At 62.7% G+C, this 23,858-nt stretch carries 23 protein-coding genes; 13 read left to right on the top strand and 10 right to left on the bottom strand.

The features are described 5' to 3' along the window. Nucleotides 1-37 precede the first annotated feature (37 nt). From V8J55_RS12190 to V8J55_RS12155, 8 genes are all read right to left on the bottom strand, one after another. A complete protein-coding gene (locus V8J55_RS12190; protein WP_336445917.1) occupies nucleotides 38-682 on the bottom strand; it encodes a sugar transferase in 645 nt (214 codons plus the stop codon). Nucleotides 683-685: 3 nt separating this feature from the next. Beyond that, the gene (locus V8J55_RS12185) at nucleotides 686-1,924 is read right to left on the bottom strand and encodes a tetratricopeptide repeat protein (protein WP_336445916.1); all 1,239 of its coding nucleotides are present in this window, start codon (nucleotides 1,922-1,924) and stop codon (nucleotides 686-688) included. A 24-nt stretch (nucleotides 1,925-1,948) separates the two neighbouring features. Continuing rightward, nucleotides 1,949-4,156: a GumC family protein gene (locus V8J55_RS12180; protein WP_336445915.1), complete on the bottom strand. Its 2,208-nt coding sequence runs from the start codon at nucleotides 4,154-4,156 to the stop codon at nucleotides 1,949-1,951. A gap of 32 nt (nucleotides 4,157-4,188) precedes the next feature. Then, nucleotides 4,189-4,809, bottom strand: a complete 621-nt coding sequence (locus tag V8J55_RS12175; protein WP_336445914.1) for a polysaccharide biosynthesis/export family protein — start codon at nucleotides 4,807-4,809, stop codon at nucleotides 4,189-4,191. Nucleotides 4,810-4,955: 146 nt separating this feature from the next. Continuing rightward, on the bottom strand, nucleotides 4,956-6,371 hold the full coding sequence (locus V8J55_RS12170; RefSeq protein WP_336445913.1) for an O-antigen ligase family protein: 1,416 nt from the start codon (nucleotides 6,369-6,371) through the stop codon (nucleotides 4,956-4,958). Between the two features lie 16 nt (nucleotides 6,372-6,387). After that, nucleotides 6,388-6,558 carry a hypothetical protein gene (locus V8J55_RS12165; protein WP_336445912.1) on the bottom strand — a complete coding sequence of 57 codons (171 nt, stop codon included), beginning with the start codon at nucleotides 6,556-6,558 and terminating at the stop codon, nucleotides 6,388-6,390. Beyond that, complete coding sequence (locus V8J55_RS12160) at nucleotides 6,555-8,264, bottom strand: polysaccharide biosynthesis protein (protein WP_336445911.1); 1,710 nt, start codon at nucleotides 8,262-8,264, stop codon at nucleotides 6,555-6,557. The genes V8J55_RS12165 and V8J55_RS12160 overlap by 4 nt, the downstream gene beginning before the upstream one ends. A 249-nt stretch (nucleotides 8,265-8,513) precedes the next feature. Continuing rightward, a complete protein-coding gene (locus V8J55_RS12155; RefSeq protein ID WP_336445910.1) occupies nucleotides 8,514-9,269 on the bottom strand; it encodes a metallophosphoesterase family protein in 756 nt (251 codons plus the stop codon). Between the two features lie 284 nt (nucleotides 9,270-9,553). On the opposite strand from V8J55_RS12155, the gene wecB reads away from it, so the two are divergent. The 12 genes from wecB to V8J55_RS12095 all read left to right on the top strand — a co-directional run bounded on the left by wecB (nucleotide 9,554) and on the right by V8J55_RS12095 (nucleotide 21,360). Beyond that, nucleotides 9,554-10,669 (top strand): non-hydrolyzing UDP-N-acetylglucosamine 2-epimerase, encoded by a 1,116-nt coding sequence (wecB, locus tag V8J55_RS12150; RefSeq protein WP_336445909.1) that lies wholly within the window; start codon nucleotides 9,554-9,556, stop codon nucleotides 10,667-10,669. Then, nucleotides 10,659-11,954, top strand: a complete 1,296-nt coding sequence (gene wecC, locus V8J55_RS12145; RefSeq protein ID WP_336445908.1) for a UDP-N-acetyl-D-mannosamine dehydrogenase — start codon at nucleotides 10,659-10,661, stop codon at nucleotides 11,952-11,954. Before wecB ends, wecC begins: the two co-directional genes overlap by 11 nt. A gap of 45 nt (nucleotides 11,955-11,999) precedes the next feature. Then, entirely contained in the window at nucleotides 12,000-12,806 is an 807-nt protein-coding gene (locus tag V8J55_RS12140; protein WP_336445907.1) for a class I mannose-6-phosphate isomerase, read from the top strand. Nucleotides 12,807-12,855: 49 nt separating this feature from the next. Continuing rightward, the gene (gene hslV / locus V8J55_RS12135) at nucleotides 12,856-13,422 is read left to right on the top strand and encodes an ATP-dependent protease subunit HslV (RefSeq protein ID WP_336445906.1); all 567 of its coding nucleotides are present in this window, start codon (nucleotides 12,856-12,858) and stop codon (nucleotides 13,420-13,422) included. A 4-nt stretch (nucleotides 13,423-13,426) separates the two neighbouring features. Further along, a complete protein-coding gene (hslU, locus tag V8J55_RS12130) occupies nucleotides 13,427-14,728 on the top strand; it encodes an ATP-dependent protease ATPase subunit HslU (RefSeq protein ID WP_336445905.1) in 1,302 nt (433 codons plus the stop codon). A 144-nt stretch (nucleotides 14,729-14,872) separates the two neighbouring features. Then, nucleotides 14,873-15,727, top strand: coding sequence for a helix-turn-helix domain-containing protein (locus V8J55_RS12125; protein ID WP_336445904.1), 855 nt, complete (start codon nucleotides 14,873-14,875; stop codon nucleotides 15,725-15,727). A gap of 114 nt (nucleotides 15,728-15,841) precedes the next feature. After that, nucleotides 15,842-16,789 (top strand): tetratricopeptide repeat protein, encoded by a 948-nt coding sequence (locus tag V8J55_RS12120; protein ID WP_443030819.1) that lies wholly within the window; start codon nucleotides 15,842-15,844, stop codon nucleotides 16,787-16,789. Further along, nucleotides 16,743-17,747 carry a tRNA lysidine(34) synthetase TilS gene (gene tilS / locus V8J55_RS12115; protein WP_336445902.1) on the top strand — a complete coding sequence of 335 codons (1,005 nt, stop codon included), beginning with the start codon at nucleotides 16,743-16,745 and terminating at the stop codon, nucleotides 17,745-17,747. The genes V8J55_RS12120 and tilS overlap by 47 nt, the downstream gene beginning before the upstream one ends. Nucleotides 17,748-17,828: 81 nt before the next feature. Continuing rightward, nucleotides 17,829-19,775: an ATP-dependent zinc metalloprotease FtsH gene (gene ftsH, locus V8J55_RS12110; RefSeq protein ID WP_037515035.1), complete on the top strand. Its 1,947-nt coding sequence runs from the start codon at nucleotides 17,829-17,831 to the stop codon at nucleotides 19,773-19,775. A 61-nt stretch (nucleotides 19,776-19,836) separates the two neighbouring features. Further along, the gene (locus V8J55_RS12105; RefSeq protein WP_137888718.1) at nucleotides 19,837-20,223 is read left to right on the top strand and encodes a hypothetical protein; all 387 of its coding nucleotides are present in this window, start codon (nucleotides 19,837-19,839) and stop codon (nucleotides 20,221-20,223) included. 37 nt (nucleotides 20,224-20,260) lie between these two features. Further along, nucleotides 20,261-20,746 carry a hypothetical protein gene (locus V8J55_RS12100; RefSeq protein ID WP_336445901.1) on the top strand — a complete coding sequence of 162 codons (486 nt, stop codon included), beginning with the start codon at nucleotides 20,261-20,263 and terminating at the stop codon, nucleotides 20,744-20,746. A gap of 8 nt (nucleotides 20,747-20,754) precedes the next feature. Then, nucleotides 20,755-21,360, top strand: a complete 606-nt coding sequence (locus V8J55_RS12095; protein WP_336445900.1) for a DUF3800 domain-containing protein — start codon at nucleotides 20,755-20,757, stop codon at nucleotides 21,358-21,360. 55 nt (nucleotides 21,361-21,415) lie between these two features. On the opposite strand, the gene rpoZ is transcribed toward V8J55_RS12095, so the two are convergent. Further along, the gene (gene rpoZ / locus V8J55_RS12090; RefSeq protein ID WP_037515032.1) at nucleotides 21,416-21,760 is read right to left on the bottom strand and encodes a DNA-directed RNA polymerase subunit omega; all 345 of its coding nucleotides are present in this window, start codon (nucleotides 21,758-21,760) and stop codon (nucleotides 21,416-21,418) included. A gap of 139 nt (nucleotides 21,761-21,899) precedes the next feature. Between rpoZ and V8J55_RS12085 the strand changes: the two genes are divergently transcribed. Continuing rightward, nucleotides 21,900-23,090: a phospholipase D-like domain-containing protein gene (locus V8J55_RS12085; RefSeq protein ID WP_336445898.1), complete on the top strand. Its 1,191-nt coding sequence runs from the start codon at nucleotides 21,900-21,902 to the stop codon at nucleotides 23,088-23,090. On the opposite strand, the gene V8J55_RS12080 is transcribed toward V8J55_RS12085, so the two are convergent. Next, nucleotides 23,087-23,725, bottom strand: coding sequence for a class I SAM-dependent methyltransferase (locus V8J55_RS12080; RefSeq protein ID WP_336445897.1), 639 nt, complete (start codon nucleotides 23,723-23,725; stop codon nucleotides 23,087-23,089). The genes V8J55_RS12085 and V8J55_RS12080 overlap by 4 nt on opposite strands. Nucleotides 23,726-23,858: the final 133 nt, after the last annotated feature.

Genomic DNA, 23,858 nt, shown 5'->3' with positions numbered 1-23,858 from the left:
TTGACCTTTTGCACGCCGATTTCGTCAGGCGATCGATTCAACGTGTTTCGGAAGGCGTGCCGGCGCCGACACCCCTTGCCCCACCCTCCGGCGCGGCACCCATGAATTCAGACATGGTGGCCTCGCCCTCGCTGCTGATCCCGTCGCGCTTTACGATCTTTGCCACCGTGATCAGGATGATCTTCAGGTCGAGAAGGAATGTCCGATTGTCGACATACCAGACGTCGAGCGCGAACTTCTCGTCCCAGCTGATCGCATTACGGCCGTTGACCTGTGCCCACCCCGTGAGCCCGGGCCGGACCTCGTGCCGCCGCGCCTGCGACGGCGAATAGCGTGGGAGGTAATAGACGTGCAGCGGACGCGGTCCGACGAGGCTCATTTCGCCACGTAGAACGTTCCAAAGCTCGGGCAATTCATCAAGGCTGGTCGAGCGCAGCCAGCGGCCGAAGGGCGGCAGCCGGTCGGCATCGGGCAAAGGCAGTCCGTCGGCGCCGACCTCGTCGGTCATTGTCCGGAACTTGATGACTTCAAACGATCTGGCGCCAAGGCCGGGCCGCTTCTGGCGAAACAGCACCGGCGATCCCAGTCGCGATCGCACCAACAGGGCGAGGATCAGGATCAGCGGCGAGAATAGGATCAGCGCGATCGCCGAGGCCGCGATGTCGAACCCGCGCTTCAGCATCGATTATTTCGCGTTCGTATCGCGCGCCAGCTTCAGCGCCGAAATGGTCAGATTGGTCGGGTCTCGCCCGATGCCGCCCGCCACCCGCATGTCCAGTCGAACCAGGTCGCAACCGGAGGGCATAGCCATCTTCAGCATCTTGTTCTGCGGAACGCTCGCCGAAAGCATATTCGCCGATTCTGTTTTCTTTTTCGCCGCTGGCCCCGACAGACAGGTCGCGACCCACGTCGCGCTACCGTCGAGATTACTGGCGCGATCGGCGACCTGCCAATACAGCGCATCGCCGGGTTTTATGGCCACGAGCTTGATCGCCGCGACACCCAGGGTTCCCGGCGAGCCGAATATATCGATACCCGTTCCGCCGCCTTCGACGCTAACGAACTCACCGCCCTGCGCGCTACCATCCGAGAAGGCCCAGATGAACGGGGGATATCCCTCGTCGAGCTTGCCGTTGATTGTACCGCTGACGTTGCGCAAGCTGTCGCGGTTCGAACCCGGTAACAAGGGATAGAGCCGTAGTGCCGACGAATAGGAGCCTTCAGCGATCAGACGCGTCATCAACGTCGAATATACGAACCGGCCATTCGCTACATCCGGTGCCTTTTGGCGTCGATCGATCAGCAATTGCGCCATGGGCGCGGCTCGCGGCAAATCAGTCGCGGCGACCTGAAACAGGTGCGACAGCCAAGGATTATTCTCGCGAATATAGGGCGCGAGATGCCGACGCCCTTCCGGCGCGAGAATGATCAGAGCCATGCGCGGGATGACCGCATCGGCCGCCTCGCCATCGGCACGGATCATCAGATCGAAATGACGGAGACCCGACGCAATCTTTCCTGCGCGCAAGCGATCGGCACCAAGCCACAGCTGCACCGCGCCATCGCGGCGCGAGATCCGCTCTGCTTGTAGCATGGCCTTCCGCGCCTTGGCCTGCTGGCCCTCGATTTCCATGCTCTTGCCGATAAGCCACAGCGATCGAGGGGTGAGCGGGGCATGGACAAGCGCCTCACGCCCCAGTCGCCGGGCCGCGACCGAATTGACGCGTGAGCCCTGCGCTGCAACGGCCACCGCCGCGCGCGTCTGCCCCGCACGCCATGAAAAAAAGCTTCCACCGAGCGGTCGGAAACTATCGATGGACAGCCCGACCGACGCTGCTGCTTGTGAAAAGGTCAGCACGGCGAGCAAAAGCCCCGCAACAAGGCCGCCGAATATCGACGGCGTCAAGGTTCTCTCGCTCTTCATGCCACGCTAACCTTGCTCACAATCTTATGCCGCCTGTTCGGCGGAATGATCCTTGCCATAGCCATAGCCGTATCCATAGCCGTAGCCGTAGCCCGACTGTTTCGCCCGATATTTGGTGAGCAATGCACCCAGAATATGCGCGCGCGATTCACGCAGACGCGACAACGCCGCTTGCGAAGCCCGGACGGCGGTGCGGTCGGCCTCGATCACATAGATCACCCCTTCGACTGCCTTGGCGATCAGCGCGGCGTCGGACAGGCCGAGCATCGGCGGGCTGTCGAGAATGACATGATCGAATTTTTCGGAAAGTTTGCGAACGAACAATTCCAGACGATCTCCGCTGAGCAATTCCGAAGCGCTCGGCGGCGTCGGACCCGCCGCAACGAAACTGACGTTCGATCCGCCAATGGCCTGGACCAGCGATTGCCAGTCGTCATCCCCCGCAAGGAAGTTCGAGACACCCTTGCTATTGTCGAGACCAAGACGGCTCGCGACCACGGGGCGGCGCATGTCGACATCGACGAGCACCACAGATCCCGCGGTTCGACCCAACACCCGAGCCAGGGCATAGGCCGACGTCGACTTGCCTTCGGACGGTGACGTACTGGTCAGCGCGAATGTTTTCGGAACACCATGATCCGTCGAGAAGCTGAGGTTCGTCCGAACGGTCATATAAGCCTCGGACATGATCGACTTTGGATCGTCGATATCGGCCAGCGCCTCGTCGTCAACGGCAGGCACGGCGCCCAACAGCGGGACATCCAGCTTGTCCGCGATCTGGTGAGGTTCGCGCACGCTTTCGTCGAGATTTTCGAGAATGACGATAGCCAATCCGGCCAGACCCATGCCAAGCAGCAGCGCAATCGCCATATTCAGGACGAGCCGCGGCGAGGAGGGGTCTACAGGCGAGAAGGCGTCATCGACAATCGAGATGTTGTTCGTACCGACACCGGCAACGCCAATTTCCTTGTAGCGTTGAAGAAGGCCGTCATACAGTTGCCGGTTCGTATCGACCTCGCGCTGATAGATATTATATTGAATGCTCGACCGATTTTCCGTGTCCAGGCGTCCCAAAAGCTTATCAACGCGGGCCCGAAGCGCATCCTCGCTCTGACGCGCGGCATTATATTCGCTCGAATAGGTGTTGCGAATGCGGCTTTCTTCCGACGAGATGGATCGATCCAGCGCCTGGACCTTTTCTTTTGCTGCCTGCGCCGCAGGATATTCGGGTTCGAAGCGAACGAGCAATTCCTGATATTCGGCGTTAGCTTCGGCGCGGCGCTGCCGCATAAGATTAAGCGATTGGTTGCTGAGCGCGAGTTGCGTGCTTCCGGGTGAACGGGCAGCCCCAAGCCTCGCCTCTGCTTCCGCCCGATCGGCCGTTGCCTGCACGAGCAGACGGTTCAGCTGCACCAGATCGCTGGAAGCGAGGGTTTGGGTGGTTCGTGTGCGCCCGTCCTCGCTCTGCGTTTCCGAGAGACGCACAATACCCTGCCGTGTTGCATAATTTACGAGGTCGCGTTCCGACTGCTCAAGTCGGTTACGCAAACCCTGCAGGCGAGATTCCAGATAGATGCGGGCATCCGCCGTCGATGACAGGCGCCGATCCATGCTCTGCTGAATAAATTCCGTTACCCAGGCATTCGCTATCTGCCGCGACAAATCGCGCGATGCGCTGGTGTAGCTGACATCTGCCAGCGCCGAACCACGCAGGGGCGAGATGCCGATATGTTTCAGGAGCAGTTCGACCGCTTGCCGCTCGCGCTCACGGAGCTCGGCGGCCGAGACCGGTCCTGTTTTCGCACCGGAAAGCAACCCTTCGCCCTCAGGCTTGGTGCCATGCGCTGCAAAAAACTCTTCATTTCGGGCGAGACGCAACCTCCGCTCGACACGTTGCGCAAGCGAGCGCGCATTCAGCAGCGAATATTGCGTCAGGTAGAATTCCTGATTGGGCGTGCTGTCCTCGCGCTTCAAGCCTTCGACATTGGTTACATTGGCCTGTTCGCGCGCGATCTCGATACGCGATGTCGCGGTATATTGCGGCGTCATCAATAGCGTAATGATGAGACCCGCAATCGCTACAACAGCAACAATCGCCAAAGCGAGCCACATATGCCGCTTCAGAGCGTTCCAATACTCCAGAAGCACCGGCAACGACCTGGCGTCCTTCTTCATCGCCAAATCTTGTGCATCAGTGCCAGCAGCAAATGCGGGGTTGTGGATGTCAGACATGAAATCTCGCTTAATCTCGACTTGAGTTATGATTATCTGTTGTTGTCCAGGACCGCGATCAACGGCGAAATGAACAGCGGCGAAACCGCTACAATCTGCTGGAAGAGGCGTCGTCCCGGCGAATCCCCGACGACAACGATATCGTGCGGATAGAGAATGGGGTCGCTATAAGCGCCCCGCCGGATCGCAGCTAGATCGTAAAGCGCGATCATCTGCTGCCCGTTGACGGTACGGTGCACAACGACTTCACGCAGCTTGGCAAAATCGGTAGTCCCCTTTGCCCCCGCGACGGCGCGCATCAACGTGAGCCCCGAAACGATCGGATAGTTACCCGGCTGCTCGACCTCGCCATCCACGGTCACATAGTGGCTAACCGCTTCCTCCAGATTCACCGCCACTTGGGGATTGCGAACATATCCCGCCCGTAGCTGGCCGACAATCTTGTCACTGGCTTCGCCTACTGACAGTCCGCCAACCTGCACCACACCCGCGATCGGGAGCGTGATATTGCCGGAACCGTCGACGGTGACTTTGCGGTCGGAAAGTTCCGATATGCCCAGAACGTCGATAATCAGCTTGTCGAACGGACCGATCGCGTAACGATAGACCTGATCGGGGCCCACCTGCCCGCTCGGGCCGGGCAACTCGTTCATATCGACCCTCGTGACAGTCGATCCGCCCAATCCCTTACCTACCAAACCGGTCGAGCATCCGGAAACGACCAGCGCTAGCGCCAGCATGACGGCCCGCGAGGCCCGCTTGGCACCATAGACACCTACTTTTCTTTGCATAATTCCTGTCACTTCCGGATCAATCGATAAGCATTTGAACACCAGGCCGCGGCGACAATCGCATAGAGCGTGAGCGACGGCACGCGCAGCGGATAGTCGGCGACACTGGCTAGAGCAAGTATGGCCAATACCGAGAAACCGGCGCGACCCATAATCTGGACCGAAAAGTCCGCGTCATCCGAGCGAACCCCGCGCCGGCGCATCAAAGCGAAAAAGGCAATCGCTCCAAGAATGACGACCCAGATGGCAAGCAGGACGGCCGCAAGCCCCCCCGTCATAACAATTTCGGCCAAGTCATTGTGCGCATGATTGAAATAGTTGATGGATATGAAAGAATCCGGTTCAAAAATCTTGTAGGTCTCGACGAAGGTGCCGATCCCGCTTCCGAACGGAAAAAACTTCATTGTCGCATCGACAATCACGGGAAAGGCTTGCAATCGCAATTCGGAAGCCGGGTCTGTGTCGAGCAGGCGCTGAAGCGCCGGCGTGCTGGCGGCAACAATCAGAACGATGACCAACAGCACAACCGCAAAGCCAACGCCGACCAGTCGCGACCGATGCTCGGCGCGAATTCCGACGACCCGCCCCTGCGACACCGGCTTACGGTAGACCCACCAAGCAAAGAAAATCCCAACAACGGCGAGGATCAGGCCGGCGCGCGACCCGGTCATGAGGATCAACGGAATGAGCAGGCACGCGCCTGCGAGAGTCATCGAGCGCTGAAAGAACAGTTGGTCCGGCCGCCCCTTGAATATCGAAATATAAGCCGCCAAAAGCGGAAACATCGTGGCCAGCATAACCGCCTGATGATTGCGATTGGCAAACAAGCCAACACTCAAGCCATCGTTCGTGACGCGATAAAAATACAGAAGATTGTTTGCGGAACCGAGCGCCTGCAGCATGCCGATAATGCCGCTGGCGAATCCCAGAACAAGCAAGAGCATAAGCAACTGCTGATGGCGACGCCGGTCAAGAGCAAGCACCACGATCAAGAGGGCGATCGGGCCCGCCAACGAGAAAAGCGCGTTCCAGGTCCGGGCCTGCGCCATCGAGAGCGGCTGCCAAGGCAAAGCCATGCCCGCGGCTTCATAGGTCTTCTCCAGAATGTCGCGCCCCGGCAGAGCTGTCCATATTTCGGGTGGAAGCGGGATCAAATGCGACGCGACGAACAGCAAGATCGCCGCCGCGAGGATCAGCAGCGATTTCCCACGCTGCCAGGCTTGCTTCCCGCTGACGACGATGGACAGCGCCAGGAGAAAGGCCGTCAACGGCCGCCAGATCAAAAGAGAAACGATATCGTCGCGGGCGCTTCCGGCCATGAAAAAAGCCAAAATCACAAGGGTGAACGCAATGACGAACGGCGCTCGGTCGGGCGCGCTCGATGCGGCAAAGGAAAATATCCGTCGCAAGGGTTGTCTTTTCATAGAATAATGCACTCGATCAGCCGCTCGCCGCACTTACATCTCTTTCAAGAATCGCAGCATTAGTCGGGTTGGCGTGGGCATAGTCAGGAACGGCGTGCCGAACAACAGCCATTGCGGAAACGGCGTCACCACCAAGCAATGCCCGATCCATTGTTTCGAGCAGGTCCGACAATTCGGCCCAGCTCAACTTGGCCTCCTGGGCACGCATGATGCGGCTGTGTTCGGTGGGCTGCGGGTTGTCGCCGAGCAGCAGTTCCTCGTACATTTTTCCCCCGGCCGCAGACCAATTTCCTCGATGGCGATGTCCCCGTCGGGGTTGTCTTCGCTGCGCACCGTGCAACCCGACAGTTGGATCATCGAACAGGCCAGGTCGAAAATCTTGATGGATTGCCCCATGTCCAGAACAAAGACCTCGCCGCCCTTCGCCATCGCGCCCGCTTGCATCACCAACTGGGCCGCTTCCGGAATCGTCATAAAGAAGCGCGTCACTTCGCGATGGGTCAGCGTAATCGGCCCGCCAGCGGCGATCTGAGCCCGGAAACGGGGAACGACCGACCCGCTCGATCCGAGGACATTGCCGAACCGGACCATCGAAAACACGGTGTCACTTCCCTCGGCTGCCCGCGCCTGAAGGATCAGTTCGCACATCCGCTTCGATGCGCCCATGACGTTTGTCGGACGGACGGCCTTGTCGGTGCTGACAAGAATGAAGCGCGATGCCCCGACCCGTTCGGCCTCGATGCAGCAATTATAGGTTCCAAAAACATTGTTCCTGAGGCCCGATATCGGGTTCGCCTCGACCAGCGGCACATGCTTGTAGGCAGCCGCATGAAAAACCGTCTGCGGCCGGTAGCGATCCATGATGCGTGCGGCGACCGCGGCCTCTGAAATGTCGGCGAGTTCGGGGATGATCTCGGTCTGACTTCCCTGCCCCAGATGCTCCTCGAGTTCGGTCAATATCGTGTAGAGACTGAACTCCGAATGGTCGACGAGGATCAGTTGGCGCGGATGGCGCGCGACGATCTGGCGGCACAATTCGGACCCGATCGACCCGCCCGCACCCGAAACGAGCACGACCTTCGACGCAATCGCTTCACCGAGCAGCTTTTCATCGGGTGGAACCGGGTCGCGTCCCAGCAATTCCTCGACCTGAACTTCGCGCAGGTCGCGGATCGACACCTGCCCATCCATGATATTGGCGAGGCTCGGCAGCGAACGAACCTTCAGCGAATAAGACTGCAATTGCTCGACGATTTCCAGACGGCGTGACCGCGGAACGCTGGGCAAGGCCAGCAGGATTTCGTCAATGCCGAGATCCTCGACCAGCTCGCCCATATCATCAGTGCCGAAAATCGGGACACCATCGATACGATGTCCGATCAGGCCGGCATCGTCGTCGAGGTAGCAGACGAGTGAGGCGTTGCCATCGTGCCGGATTGCAAAGCCCAGCTGCTGCCCGGCCTTTCCCGCGCCATAGATTGCGACGCGCGACCCCTGCCTTTGCCGGACGACATGCAGGACATCGACAATCGCATAACGGATCGCAATGCGGCTAAGCGCCAACAGCAGCATCAGAAGCAGCGGCTGCAACACGCCTATCGTGCGGGGAATGTGCGGAATCCCGACGAACATGAAGATCGTCATCATCGGCAGCGAAAGAAGCAGACACGCCACCGCCAGGTCGATCATCGTACGGCCGCCGGAAAAACGAATGATCGAACGATAGACGCCGCACCAGCGCGCCGCGAGCAACCACGACGGGACGGCGACGGCGATCGCCATACCGACCGCGGGACTGATCAAATCCCATGCGCCAATGCGGATCGAAAAAGCCAGCCAGACGGAAACGACGCAAAGCACGACGTCCATCGCAACCGCGATGAGGCGCCGCATTGATCGCGGGAGGTCCGCCACCTTTCGCAGTATCGCAACGATAAACGAAAGAGCCCGGAAATCAGAGGGACGGCGTTGGGTCACAACAAAGCTACAATGTCATCACGTTGATAAGAACCTGCACTCTTTGCTGCCGGCCGATAAGCGACCGGACCGGGACCATTGACTGGGTCTATAGTGGGCCGGATTGGTAATCAATGAAAACCGGTCGAAGAAGGGTGCTCCAACCGACCTGTTATCAACGCCGAATCAGCCTGCTGCCGCGGACTCATCCCCAGGTGGGTCCGTCCTCAGATAGCGTCTTTCCGCCCCCTCCAGAACGATCGCTGTCAGCACGCCCGACCGATATGCTCCGGTATCGATTCCGATCCGATTGGGCCATTCGTCGACATTTTCGCGGATCGTGTGCCCGTGAACAACCATCACCCCATGATCCCGATCATCCTCGAGAAAATCTTCGCGTATCCACCGTAAATCGGAAAGCGCCTGCTTTTCGAGCGGTACGCCGGGCCGGATTCCGGCATGAACAAAGGCGTAATCGCCGATTTCGATCACGTCCTCGCCGGCACCCAAAAATTCGACATGGCCGGCGGGAACCAGGCCCGGAAGGATTTCTGCAACCTCCTCGAAACTCGCTTCGGACAGGTTAACCTGGCTATTCCAGTAACTCTGCACCGTAGCTTCGCCGCCGATGCGCATGAAATAACGCAGCCGCCGGACATCGCCCGTGAGAGCGGCGAGAAAACATTCCTCGTGATTGCCGATCAAAAGGCGGACGTCGGGGAATTCGCGGTGCAGGCCGATCGCGCGCTCGACCACCTCGGCCGATTGCGGCCCGCGGTCGACGAGGTCTCCGAGCAGGATCAACGTGACCTGTTCGACAGGGCGCGCCGCAAGATCCGCCCGGATGCTCTCGATCAACTCCGCGAAAAGATCGTCGCGTCCGTGAATATCGCCGATGGCATAAACGCGCTGCCCATCGGGAATCGCGAAGCTGCTGCGCATTTGCGCGACCGCCTTGCTCTTACGCTTCCAAAACATGATTTGCTGAACCGATCTCACTTAAACCCGGTGCATCCGCAGGAGAACCGCGGCCCAGATATTGCCGCCCCCTAGCTCTGCAAGCGGGCGGTGACAATATACGTGCGAAACCTCCCGGTGTTGCGGGCCTTTCGCATATTTCATTTCGCGATGCCCGCCGCTTTGGGCTTAAGGGTGTTGCAAGCTTTGTCGCTTAATCGCGCATTAGGTAGTAATCGACGGTGTCACGATGCGGAGAGTCGTTTAAAATGAAGGTGATGACCGTCTTCGGCACGCGCCCCGAAGCAATCAAGATGTTTCCCGTCGTCCACGCCCTGCACGCCCATGCCGGTATCGATGCGCGCGTATGCGTCACCGCGCAGCACCGCGAGATGCTCGACCAGGTGCTGGAAATCGCGCGCATCACGCCCGACATCGACCTCGACGTCATGCAGGCGAACCAGTCGCTGGACAGCCTTCTCGCCCGGCTCGTCACCGGGCTTGGCGAGGTGTTCGATCGCGAAAAGCCCGGTCGCATCCTGGTCCATGGCGATACGCTGACAACGATGGCGGCAACGCTTTCTGCCTATTTCCGCAAGATTCCCGTGGGCCATGTCGAAGCGGGGCTGCGAAGCGGCAACATCTATCACCCCTGGCCCGAAGAGGTGAATCGCAAGGTCGCCGACGCTGTCGCCGACCTACATTTCGCGCCGACCGAAACCGCCGCCGCGGCGCTTCGCGGCGAAAATGTGCCAGCCGACCGGATCCACATCACCGGCAACACCGTCATCGACGCGCTGCTCGCGACAAGGGCGCGGATCGAGGAGGAACCGGCCCTCGCCGCCGGCCTCGATCCGCTGGTCGGGCGCTTTGCCGGCAAAAGGATCATCGCCGTCACGTCGCACCGGCGTGAAAACTTCGGCGACGGCATGAGAGCCATCGCCGAGGCGATCGCCGCCATTGCGGCGCGGAGCGACGTCGCGGTGGTCTTTCCGGTCCATCCGAACCCGCATGTTCGCAGCGCGATGGAGCCGATCCTCGGCGGGTTGGGCAACGTCGCGCTGATCGATCCGCTCGATTATCCGCATTTCGTTCGCCTGCTCGCCACGTCCGAACTCGTGCTGACCGACAGCGGCGGCGTACAGGAAGAAGCGCCTTCGCTTGGCAAGCCGGTGCTGGTGATGCGCGAGACAACCGAACGGCCCGAGGGGGTCGAAGCGGGGACCGCCCGACTTGTCGGGACAGACAAAGCGCGTATTGTTTCCGAAATTTTCAAGCTTTTGGACGACAAGGACGCCTATTCGGCCATGGCGCGTGCCCATAACCCCTTCGGTGACGGCACCGCGGCAAAACAGATTGCGGAGATTGTTGCGCGTGCCCATTGATAGCGAACAGAAGGTCACGGTCCTCGGGCTTGGCTATATCGGTCTGCCCACCGCCGCGTTGATCGCACGCTCGGGCTGCAAGGTCACCGGCGTCGACGTCAGTCAAAAGGTCGTCGACACGGTCAACAGCGGCAAGGTGCATATCGAGGAAGTCGACCTCGACGGCCTGGTCCAGGGCGTCGTGTCGCGCGGAACGCTCGTCGCTTCGACCGAAGTCGCCCCGGCCGACACCTTTGTCATTGCGGTGCCGACGCCGCATGACGACGAACATCGCCCCGACATCAGCCATGTCCTTTCGGCGGCGCGCGCGATCGCGCCCAAGCTGGAGGCTGGCAATCTGGTCATTCTCGAATCGACCTCGCCCGTCGGCACCACCGAAAAGGTCGCTGCGCTCCTCGCCGAGCTTCGCCCCGACCTCAAGGTTCCGGGCGCCTGCACCGGCGCGGCCGACATTTTTGTCGCTTACTGCCCCGAGCGCGTTCTGCCCGGCCGCATCCTCGTCGAACTCGTCGACAACGACCGCTGCATCGGCGGCATCACCCCGCGCTGCGCGCGCCGCGCGATGACCTTTTACCGCCAGTTCGTACGCGGCGCCTGCGTCACCACCTCGGCGCGCGCCGCCGAAATGGTGAAGCTGGTCGAAAACAGCTACCGCGACGTCAACATCGCCTTCGCCAACGAGCTGTCGATGATGGCCGAGCATATGGGCGTCGACGTGTGGGAGGTGATCCGCCTCGCCAACCGCCACCCGCGCGTCAATATCCTCCAGCCGGGGCCCGGTGTCGGCGGCCATTGCATCGCGGTCGACCCCTGGTTCCTCGTCCATGGCGCGCCCGATCACAGCCGCTTGATCCGTACCGCGCGTGAAGTGAATCTCGCCAAGACCGCGCATGTCATTGGCGCTGCCGAAATGCTCGTATCGCAGCATCCGAAGGCGCGCGTCGCGTGCCTTGGCCTCGCCTTCAAGCCCAATATCGACGATTTCCGCGAAAGCCCCGCGGTCGAGGTCGCCGCCGCGCTCGCACGCCGCTTCGGCAAGCAGATCGAGATCGTCGAGCCCTATGCGCGCGGCCTGCCGATGGAATTCGCCGGCACCGGCGCCGAACTGATCGACCTCGACAGCGCGCTCGCCGGCTGCGACGTGCTGATCGTTCTCGTCGACCATGATCTGTTCAAATCGATCCCGATCGCGGAACGCGGCGAGAAGATCGTCTATGACACGCGTGGCCTGTGGCTCGACCAGCCGAACGGCGGCAACGGCAATCGCCTGCACAGGGCCGCCTGACGCAGCGCGCTTGACGCTCCGCCGGCGGCTCCGCATCTTGGCGCCATGCTGACGCGCCTCGAAACCATCGTCGTCGAAAAGCCCTGGGGACGCACCGATATTCCGGCCGCGTTCGGCGATTTCGGCGGGCGCCGGATCGGCGAGATCTGGTTTTCCCATCCCGCCGGCGACGATGCGCCGATCATGGTCAAATTCCTCTTCACCTCGGAGCGGCTGTCGATCCAGGTTCATCCGGAGGACGAGGCGGCGCAAGCGGCGGGTTTTCCGCGCGGCAAGGAAGAATGCTGGCTGATCCTCGATGCCGAACCTGGCGCTGAACTCGGCGTCGGATTGACCGCCGAGACGACGCGTAAAGCGCTGCATGACGCTGCACTCGACGGATCGATCGTCGACATGATCGACTGGCGGCCGTCGAAACCGGACGATTTCGTGTATAATCGCGCGGGCACGATCCATGCGATCGGCGGCGGACTGACCGTCGTCGAGGTACAGCAGAATGTCGACTGCACCTATCGCCTTTATGATTATCGCCGCCCGCGCGAACTGCATCTCGACGAGGGTCTCAAGGTCGCGCACCTCGGGTCAGTCCACGATCCGCGCGATACGGTGGTCGATCCTGCCGCCAGTCGCATGCTTGTCAGCGGGCCCTATTTCCACCTTGCGCAGCTTGCCGCACCAGTCGACCCCGCAATGATCGAACAGGCGACCGGAGAGCTCACTTTCGTCCCGCTCTCGGCGGGATGCCGCGTCGCTGGCGAAAGCGTCATGCTCGGCGAAGCGGTGCTCCTCACCGATCCATCGGCGATCGAGATCGATGACGGAGCCCGCGCACTCCTGACCTGGCCGGCGTGACACCGCCCTCCCCTTGCAGCCCCGCCTGCCATCGCCCATATCGCGCCGCATGAGCAATCCCCATGCGCAAAGTGCCGCGCCCTGGCACGGAACCACCATCCTTTCCGCCCGCAGCGCTGACAAGGTCGTCATCATCGGCGACGGTCAGGTGTCGATGGGCCAAACGGTGATGAAGCCCAACGCCCGCAAGGTCCGCCGCCTCCACGACGGCAGCGTGATCGGCGGTTTCGCGGGCGCGACTGCTGATGCCTTCACGCTGTTTGAACGCCTCGAAGCGAAGCTCGAACGCCACAACGGCCAGCTCCTCCGCGCCGCGGTCGAGCTCGCCAAGGACTGGCGCACCGACAAATATCTGCGCAACCTCGAGGCGATGATGATCGTCGCCGACAAGGAAGTGACGCTGGTGATCACCGGCAACGGCGATGTGCTCGAACCCAAGGGCGGAATCGCCGCGATCGGATCGGGCGGCAATTTCGCGCTCTCGGCGGCGCGTGCGCTCGTCGATTATGAAAAGGACCCGGCGGTGCTCGTCCGCAAGGCGATGGAGGTCGCCGCCGATATCTGCGTCTACACGAACGACCAGTTCACCCAAGAAATCATCGAAATTCAGGCATAATCACATGAACAAGGATCTGACTCCCAAGGCGATCGTCGCTGCGCTCGATACGCATATCATCGGCCAGGACGCCGCCAAGCGCGCGGTCGCGGTGGCGCTGCGCAATCGCTGGCGCCGACAGCAGCTATCGGCTGACCTGCGCGATGAGGTGAGCCCCAAGAATATCCTGATGATCGGCCCCACGGGCTGCGGCAAGACCGAGATTTCGCGGCGGCTGGCGAAGCTCGCCGACGCGCCGTTCATCAAGGTCGAGGCGACCAAATTCACCGAAGTGGGCTATGTCGGCCGCGACGTCGAACAGATAGCACGCGACCTGGTCGAGGAAGCGGTGCGGCTCGAGAAGGATCGCCGCCGCGAGGCGGTGCGCGCCGCCGCCGAAGAGGCGGCAATGGAGCGATTGCTCGACGCACTCACCGGCAAGGGCGCCAGCGAGGCGACGCGGCAGAGTTTCCGTCAGCGCATCCGCGAAGGCCATCTCGACGAGAGCGAGGTCGAGATCGAGGTTGCCGATGCCCCGGGCATGCCGTTCGAGCTGCCCGGCCAGCCTGGGCAGATGAGCATGATCAACCTGTCGGACATGCTCGGCAAGGCCATGGGCGGCCTGCCCAAGAAGCGCCGCAAGCTGAAGGTGATCGAGGCCGCAACGCGACTGATCGAGGAAGAACAGGACAAGCGCCTCGACCAGGACGATGTCGCGCGGATCGCGCTCGCCGATGCCGAGGCGAACGGCATCGTCTTCCTCGACGAAATCGACAAGATCGCCGTCAGCGACGTGCGCGGCGGTTCGGTGAGCCGCGAGGGCGTCCAGCGCGACCTGCTGCCGCTGATCGAGGGCACCACCGTCGCCACAAAATATGGTCCGATGAAAACCGACCATATCCTGTTCATCGCGTCGGGCGCCTTTCATGTCGCGAAACCGAGCGACCTGCTGCCCGAACTCCAGGGCCGCCTTCCGATCCGCGTCGAGCTCGGCGCGCTGACCGAGGAGGATTTCGTGCGCATCCTCAGCGAAACCAAGGCCGGCCTGCCCGAACAATATGTGGCGCTGCTCGGCACCGAAGGCGTGACGCTGAATTTCACGCCCGAGGCTATCGCGCGCGTCGCGAAGCTCGCGGCTGAGGTCAACGAGAAGGTCGAGAATATCGGGGCGCGCCGCCTGCAGACGATCATGGAGCGGCTGGTCGAGGAAATCAGCTTCACCGCCGAGGACGTCGGCGGCACGACGCTCGAGATCGATGCCGCCTATGTCGAGCGCCAGCTTTCGGAGATCGTCGGCGATACCGACCTCAGCAAATATGTGCTCTGACGTGCTGTTTTTCCGACGGAAGTAGCTCCGCTTTCTTTTCATCCGGTCGATAACCGAACTTCATTTGACTTTCCCGCGCCGTCAATGCGATGACAGCGCGGCACGATCGAAATGGGTTGCGAACGGTCGGCACCGGAGACAGCAATGGCAGAAGAAGAGGTCGCCACCCAAGGCGAACTGGCGATTACGCGCACGGGCGATCGGCTGCGCCTTGCGCGCGAAGCGGCAGGGCTTTCGCTTGCCGATGTCGCAACGCGGACGCGCATCACCCAGCGTCATTTGGCGGCGATAGAAAAGTCCGATTTCTCGGAACTTCCGGGCCGTACTTATGTCACCGGCTTCGCGCGCGCCTATGCCCGTGCCGTCGACCTTCCCGAGGCCGAAATTGGCGCCGCAATTCGCCACGAGCTCGAAGAAGACGCCTATGGCTCGCGTCCGCTGTACGAAGCCTATGAGCCGACCGATCCGGCGCGCCTGCCCACCGCGCGGCTGACCTGGACCCTCGTCATCGTCACGCTGCTGCTCGCGTCGGCGTACGGCGTATGGCGTTTCCTGTCGGTCGAGCCCGACGAAGCACTGATCGCCGCGCAGAATCGCGCCGCCGATGCCTCGGAAGCACCGCAGAGCGATGCCGCGGCCACCCCGGCGACCAAGGCCGCGACCGGGCGGTCCGCCGTCGCGGCGAACGCACCGGTCGTGCTGACGGGCGTTTCGGAAGTCTGGATCGGTTTCGACGACGCCAAAGGCAAGACCGAGAACTGGCGCACGCTCGACACGGGCGAAACCTATCAGGTCCCGCCCGAATATATCGAACAATTCACGCTGCGCACGAGCATCCCGCAGGCACTCAAGGTCACCGTCGGTGGCCGCGACATCGGCCCGATCGGCCCCGCCGACACACTGGTCAAGAATGTTTCGCTGAAGCCCGCAGATCTGGTGGCGCGCGCCGAAGGCAATGGCGCCACGGCACCGGCGGCGGGGCCACGCCCCAAGGGCTGAACCGCCGATCATTCGGGCCGGCTCGAGCGGCAGTGCACCGAAATGGGTTTGCGCTGCCGTGCTTTGCCGCGTTATGAGCAGCGAAATGGTTAATTAGTGGGGACCTAACGGCAGATGATGATGCGTCAGATCACTTTCCTGGGAGCGGCAACGATTGCGCTCGTCGCGACGATGCCCGTGGCGGCGCAGGACAATACGGTCGTCAAGCGGGTCGAGCGGCTCGAAAAGGAAATGCGCGCGGTCCAGCGGTCGGTCTTTCCCGGCGGCAGCCCGACCTTCTTCGAGGGCGAGATTGCTCCCGACAACACGCCCGGCGAGCGCGCCCGCACCAACGCCCCGGTGATCGACCTGACCGCGCGCGTCGATGCGCTCGAATCGCAGCTGCAGACACTGACCGGCCAGACCGAACAAAATGCCTTCCAGCTCCGCGAACTCGAAAAGCAGTTCACCGCGTACAAGGCCGAAATGGACAAGCGTTTCGCCGATCCGGCGGCGGTGGCGGCTCCGACCGCGACGCCCGCCAGCCTCGCCCCGGCGGTGAAGCCGCCGGCAGCGGCGACCACGGTCGCGGCAACCCCGGTGAAGAAACCCGCCGACAAACCGGCCGCGAAGCCCGCGACCACCGACGCCGCGCGGCTCGCGCTCGTCAAGAAGGTCGAGGTTCCCGCGAGCGGCAACGAAACCAAGGACGCGTACGACTATGGTTATCGCCTGTGGGAAGCGAAGCTCTATCCCGAAGCGCAGGCGCAGCTGAAGACGGTCGTCACCAATTGGCCAAAGAGTAGCCAGGCGAGCTTTGCGCAGAATTTGCTCGGCCGCTCCTATCTCGACGAAGGCAAGCCGAGCCTCGCCGCGGTCGCTTTCTACAATAATTACAAGGATCGCCCGAGCGGCGCGCGCGCACCGCACAGCCTGATGTATATGGGCGTCGCGCTCGACAAGCTCGGCCGCAAAGCCGACGCCTGCAAGGCGTTCCGCGAACTCGACGAAGTCTATGGCGACAAGGCGCCGCAGGATGTCCGGACCGATGCTGCCGCCGCAAAAACAAAAGCAGGTTGCTGACCGCGACGCCGCGGACCGGCTCGCCGGCGATCTCGCCGCGCTCGTCGGATCCGACTGGCACCGCCTCCATTATGGTGTCGCCGTTTCGGGCGGGCCCGACAGCATGGCGCTGCTCTGGCTGATGGCGTCCTTGCTGCCCGGACAGATCTGGGCAGCGACGGTCGACCATGGCCTGCGCAAGGGCTCCGACGACGAGGCGCGCATGGTCGCGGGCTTTTGCGAGCGCGAGCATATCCCGCATTCGACGCTGCGCCCGCCGACGCCGATCAGGGGATCGCAGCAAGCCGCGGCGCGGACCGAACGCTATCGCCTGCTCGAACAATGGCGCGAAGCCAAGGAACTCAAGCATATCTTGACGGCGCACCATGCCGACGATCAGCTCGAGACGATCGTCATGCGGCTCAACCGCAGCAGCGGCGTCGGCGGGCTCGCCGCGATCCGCGCGCGCAACGGGGCCATCCTGCGCCCGCTGCTGCACTGGCGGCGCAGCGAACTCGTCCATCTGGCGCTTGAAAACGACCTGCCCTTTGTCGACGATCCATCGAACAGCGACGATCGCTTCGACCGGGCGCGGCTGCGCCATGCGCTCCAGTCGCAGACCGCACTAGACCCTGCTGCCGCGGCGAAATCGGCGGTGTGGCTCGCCGAAGCCGACGAGGCGCTCGACTGGGCGGTCGAGCGGCTGATCGCATCCTGGCCCGACGCATCGGACGTCGCGGTGATCCGCGACGACGGCTATCCGCCCGAGATGTTTCGCCGCATCGTCGCGCAGCGGCTGCGCGCCAACGCGCCGCAACTCGTCCTGCGCGGTGCCTCGCTCGACGGCGTGATCGCCGCGATGCACGAAGGGCGGCGAGCGATGGTCGGCGCGCTGCTGATCGATGCGGTACGCGGCCTCGAAGGGACGATCTGGCGCATTTCCGCGGCGCCGCGCCGGAAAGCAACGAAAAAGGGCTGATTGCCTCATTGTCATTTAACCCGATTATCCTATCTTATGCGGATAGGAGCGCAGTACCGCGCCGTTGAGGAACGAATCCGAATGCAGGACGACAAGGAACCGCAGGGCAATCCCTGGATGAAGAGCGTGATGATCTGGAGCGGCATCCTGCTTGCCATGCTCCTCGTCGCCTCGATGTTCGGCGGCGCTTCGCAGCCTGTCGGCAATCCGCTTGCCTATTCCGAGTTCCGGCAAAAGGTCGAGGAAGGCGCCGTCAAGGACGTCGTGCTGTCCGAAGACAAGGTGACGGGCACGCTGTCGAACGGCGACCGTTTCAGCGCCAACGTCGTGCGCGATCCCGAACTGCTCAAGATGCTCAACGACAATGGCGTCAAATATGACGGCAAGGCGACCGAAGCGCCGAATTTCTGGATGTATATGCTCGTCCAGTCGCTGCCCTTCCTGCTGATCCTCGGCATCGCCTTCTTCGTCTTCCGTCAGGTCCAGAAGAACAACGGCTCGGGCGCGATGGGCTTTGGCAAGTCGCGCGCGAAGATGCTCACCGAAAAGCAGGGCCGTGTGACCTTCGACGACGTTGCCGGCATCGATGAAGCCCGCGAGGAGCTTGAGGAAATCGTCGAGTTCCTGCGTGATCCGACCAAATTCTCGAAGCTCGGTGGCCAGATTCCGAAGGGCGCGCTGCTCGTCGGTTCGCCCGGTACCGGTAAGACGCTGCTCGCCCGCGCAATCGCGGGCGAAGCGGGCGTCCCCTTCTTCACCATTTCGGGGTCGGACTTCGTCGAAATGTTCGTCGGTGTCGGCGCCAGCCGCGTCCGTGACATGTTCGAACAGGCGAAGCGCAATGCGCCGTGCATCGTCTTCATCGACGAAATCGACGCGGTCGGCCGCCATCGCGGCGCCGGCCTCGGCAACGGCAACGACGAGCGCGAACAGACGCTGAACCAGCTGCTCGTCGAAATGGACGGTTTCGAAGCCAACGAAGGCATCATCATCGTTGCGGCAACCAACCGTCCCGACGTGCTCGACCCTGCCCTTCTCCGTCCCGGCCGTTTCGACCGCCAGGTCGTTGTGCCGCGCCCCGACATCGAGGGCCGCCAGAAGATCCTCGAAGTCCACACGCGCAAGAAGCCGCTCGCACCCGATGTCGACCTCCGCCGCGTCGCGCGCGGGACGCCGGGCTTCTCGGGCGCCGACCTCGCCAACCTTTGCAACGAAGCCGCGCTGCTTGCCGCGCGCAAGGGCAAGCGCCTGATCGCGAACGACGAGTTCGAAGAGGCCAAGGACAAGGTTATGATGGGCGCCGAGCGGCGTTCGATGGTGATGACCGAGGACGAGAAGAAATCGACCGCCTATCACGAGGCCGGCCACGCGCTCGTCTCGCTGCACGTCGACGGCTGCGACCCGCTGCACAAGGTGACGATCATCCCGCGCGGTCGTGCGCTGGGCGTGACGTGGAACCTGCCCGAACGCGACCGCTATTCGACCAATATGAAGCAGATGAAGGCGCGCCTCGCGCTCTGCTTCGGCGGCCGCATCGCCGAACAGCTGATCTACGGCAAGGATGAGCTGAACACTGGCGCGTCGAACGACATCCAGCAGGCGACCGACATGGCGCGTTCGATGGTCATGGAATATGGCATGTCCGAAAAGCTCGGCTGGCTGCGCTATCGCGACAATCAGGACGAGGTGTTCCTCGGCCATAGCGTCTCGCGCGCGCAGAATATGTCCGAAGACACCGCCCGCCTGATCGACGCCGAAGTGCGCCGCCTCGTCGAGGAAGGCGAAAAGACCGCGCGCAAGGTGCTCACCGACCATCTCGACGAGCTTCACCTGCTCGCCGGCGCGCTGCTCGAATATGAGACGCTGTCGGGCGAGGAATCGAAACGCGCGATCAAGGGCGAAGACATTGGCCGCGAAGACGAAGCGGGCAAGCGCGGCACCCCGGTGTCGGGCCATGCCGGCGGCATCCCACAGATCAAGCGCAAGCCGCGGCGCCCCTTCGGCGACGCCAACCCACAGGGCGCCTAGGCTTTCGGCCTAGCCCCTGCGATTCAGGGACTATTCATTGGGTGGGGGCAAGTTGCGGCATATGACCAAAGGGACATATGCACGCATCTTGCCCGCCCTGCTCGCCGCTCCCTTCCTCTGTGCGATGGCGCCGGGCGACATGAGCGTCGCGGCATTCCTCGCGCGCGCGACGTCGCTCGAACGGCTCGGCCCGCTCGCGCTCGCGACCCCGCAGGGCAACCAGCTCAAGGGCGAAGTGGTCGCCGCGGGCAAACGCTATAAGGCGCGGATCGATGCCGAACGCCGCGCCGGTCGCAAGACGACGAGTTGCCCCCCTGAATCGGGCAGCCTGACCCCCGATCAATGGCTGTCCCACCTCCGCAGCTATCCCGTCACCGCACGCAAGTCGGTCAGCGTCTATTCGGCCTTCGATGCGCTGATGAAGAAACGCTATCCCTGCCCCACCTGATGCGTCAAAGGTGCGGCCAGGACCAAAGGAGACGGCGATGATCGGCAAAGCGTGGAATGCCCTGGCCTTGGCGGCCCTTTTTGCGGCGGGCATTCAGCCGGCGGCGGCGCAGGGAACCGGCTCGTTGACAAGCAAGATCGAACTCGAAAAATCGGTCCCGTCTTCGGACGGCCAACCGCCGAAAAAGACCTATGTTGCACCCGATGTGGTCGTCCCGGGCGACCGCGTCCGCGTCGCGCTCACCTTCACCAACAACGGCGCCGCCCCCGCGGCAGGGCTCAATCTGGTCAATCCGATCCCCGAGGGTCTGATGTTCGACGACACCGCCGATACGGCGGGTTTCGGCGTTTCGACCGACGGCGGCAAAACGTTCGGCGCACTCGCGGCGCTGACGGTGCCCGTCGGCGGCGCGGCACCCCGCCCCGCGACGGCCGCCGATGTGACGCATGTCCGCTGGCTGTGGCCCGACGCGATCGCCCCGGGGCAAAGCCGCTCGGTCGCCTTTTTCGGCCGGGTTCGGTGACCCGCTGAATGACCATCTATTGCGATGAATCGGGCGGCCTCAACGCCGGGGCGATGACCTTTTCGGCGGTGATGCTCACCCCCAAGGCCGCCGCCGACATACACGCGCGCTTTCGCAGCGTGACCGGGCTGCGCGGCGAGCTCAAGGGCAGCCGGATCAGCGTCGTCGAGCGCGCCTATCTGCTCGAACTCTTCGACCGCGCCGGCGGCCGCGCGTGGGTGGCTGTCGCCGAGCGCGACAAGCTCGCGCAAAACCCGGGCGGCACGCTGCCCAGCGACCTTGCGCTCTATGGCGCCTTGCTCAACAGCGCGGTCGGTCGCTGGCTGCCCGAAACCGGCGGGGTCTGTACCGACGTCGTGATCGACGACGGGCGCTATGATCCGAAGATTCTTTCGCATGTGCGGGAAGAGATACAGGCCGGGCTGGGCCAATGGGGCCGCGCGTCGCTGGCCGATAGCAAGCGCAGCGACGGGGTCCAGATCGCCGACGTGATCGCCAACAGCCTGTTCAATATCACGGTCGGTTCGCCGCGCGCCTATCGCATCCAGCGGATCATCGAGCCCATGCTGGCGTCGAAGGCCATCCGCATCGCCGAGTTGACCGAGGTCGACTGACACAAAAAGGGCCGCAGTTTCCTGCGGCCCCCTTGGTGATCGTTTGGCACGACGCTTATTCGAAGTCGCTGCCACCGCCCGCGGGGCTGCGCGGCGGCGCGGCGGCCGTCAGGCGAAGCGCTTCGGCCGAGCGGCTGATCGAGCTGATTTCATCGGGCGTATCGTCATCGTCGACGACGACCTTCTGCATCGAACCGACCAGCGTTTCCTTGAGGTCCTTCGGACGCACGGTCTGTTCGGCGATCTCGCGCAGCGCGACGACCGGGTTCTTGTCGCGGTCGCGGTCGACGGTCAGCTCCGAACCACCCGAAATCTCGCGCGCGCGATGCGCGGAGAGCAGGACCAGGTCGAAACGGTTGGGAACTTTGTCGACGCAATCCTCGACGGTAACGCGGGCCATATTGTTTCCTTAGGTATAGGAGAGGCCAGCCCTTTGGAGGGGCATGGCGGCAAGCGCTGCGCGCTAGCAGCACCGCCGGGCGATGTCAATCAAAGCGCTGCCCTTGCGGGCTTTGCGGACACCGGCCTATGAGCGGTTGATGACCGAAGCCTGCGCACCCGTCGACTTGTCCGAACGACTGACGGCGGACGTGGCTGGTCACCGGCTCGAGCTGATCTTCGACGGCGGCGAGCGGCTGACCCGGCTGCTCGACCTGATCAACGGCGCAGCGCACAGCATCGACATCATCATGTATATTTTCGAGGGCGACGCCGCGGGTGTGCGCATCGTCGACGCCTTGCTGGTGGCCGCCAGGCGCGGCGTGCGCGTGCGCGCGGTCATCGACAGCTTCGGGTCGGGGGACACGCCCGATGGCCTGTTCGTGCCGCTTCGCGAAGCCGGCGGCAGCGTTACCTTTTTCTCGCGCCGCTGGCGATCGACCTACCTCATCCGCAACCACCAGAAACTGATCCTGATCGACGATCATGTCGCGGTGACCGGCGGCTTCAACATCGCCAACGATTATCTGAGCCCCCCGCGCAGCGATTGCTGGTTCGACATCGGGATGATCGTCAAGGGGCCGAGTGTAGCGCGCGCGGCGCTATGGTTCGACGAAATCCATGATTACACCGTCAACAACGACGGGAAACTGCTGATGTTGCGGCGACTGATCCGCGAATGGCCGATCGACAATGGCGCGATATCCTGGCTCGTCGGCGGCCCCACCCAGCGGCTGTCGCCCTGGGCCCGTGCGGTGCGCGTCGATCTGGAAAACGCGCGGCAGCTCGACATGGCGATGGCCTATTTTTCCCCGGGCCAGGGCATGCTCCGCCGCCTCGGGCGTGTCGCGCAGCGCGGACGGGCGCGCTTCGTGATGGCGGGCAAGTCGGACAATCCGGCGACGATCGGAGCGTCGCGGCTGCTCTATGGCTATCTGCTGCGCAAATCCGCCGATGTGTGTGAATATCAGCCGTGCAAACTGCATATGAAACTGATCATCATCGATGATGTCGTCTATATCGGCTCGGCCAATTTCGACGTGCGCAGCCTGTTCGTGAACGTCGAGGTGATGGTGCGGATCGCCGACGCGGGCTTTGCCCGGCAGATGCGCGGTTTCGTCGCGGAGATACGGTCCGATTGCGAAATCATCACGCCGAATTCGCACAAGGCGCGCGCCGGTTGGCTGACGCGCATCCGCTGGACGCTCGCCTGGTTCGTGGTCGGTATAGTCGATTATACGGTGTCGCGAAAATTGAACTTCGGGCTCGGCGATCCCGATCCGGAAGTTTAGTCCTTCCAACCCCAGAAGAGGAAGCAGGGCGGGACGTTGACCCATTCGAACGCATTGTCGATGCGATTGAAGTGGACGGCCAGGAAATCGCGCGCGCGAGCGCGAAACTGATAGACGAGAAAGGCGCCGCCGGGACGAAGCACGCGGTGCGTCGCGGCGGCAATCGCCGGGCCGACACCCGCGGGCAGCGTCGAAAAGGGCAAGCCCGAAAGCACATAGTCGGCGTGCTCAAAGCCGTGTGCGCGCACGATCTCTTCGACATCAGAGGCCGATCCGTGGACCGCGATGAAGCGGCTGTCACGGATATCCTTGCGCAGATAGTCGATGAAATCCTCATTGGTGTCGATCGCGATCAGCGTCGCATCGCCCGCCATATGTTCGAGCACGGGGCGGCAGAAGGTGCCGACGCCCGGGCCATATTCGACGAACAGCTTGGTACTCTTCCAGTCGACGGGGCGCAGCATGTGCCGGATCAGCGTCGACGACGACGGCACAATCGATCCCACCATGACCGGATGCTTGATGAAGCCGCGGACGAACATGCCCCACGGTCCGAAAAAGCGTTTTACGCCCTCGCGAACCCGGCGGGTCAGCGGGGCTTTTGTTTCTTGGGCCTGCGCCCGCGGATTGGTCATGTTGGCTTTCGCGTTGTTGCGGTTACCAAAGGCGTGGCAAAATCGGCGCCGGGGCGCAAGGAAAGAGTCTGTCTTGACTCTGGACAGCGGGGCGCCCGCGTGTAGGGAGAGGCGGCGTTACCGACCAAAGCCA

This window comes from Sphingopyxis sp. CCNWLW2 (assembly GCF_037095755.1).
Taxonomy (GTDB): domain Bacteria; phylum Pseudomonadota; class Alphaproteobacteria; order Sphingomonadales; family Sphingomonadaceae; genus Sphingopyxis.
The sequence above is the reverse complement of the archived record's forward strand: the minus strand, read 5'-3'. Positions and strand labels throughout refer to the sequence as shown.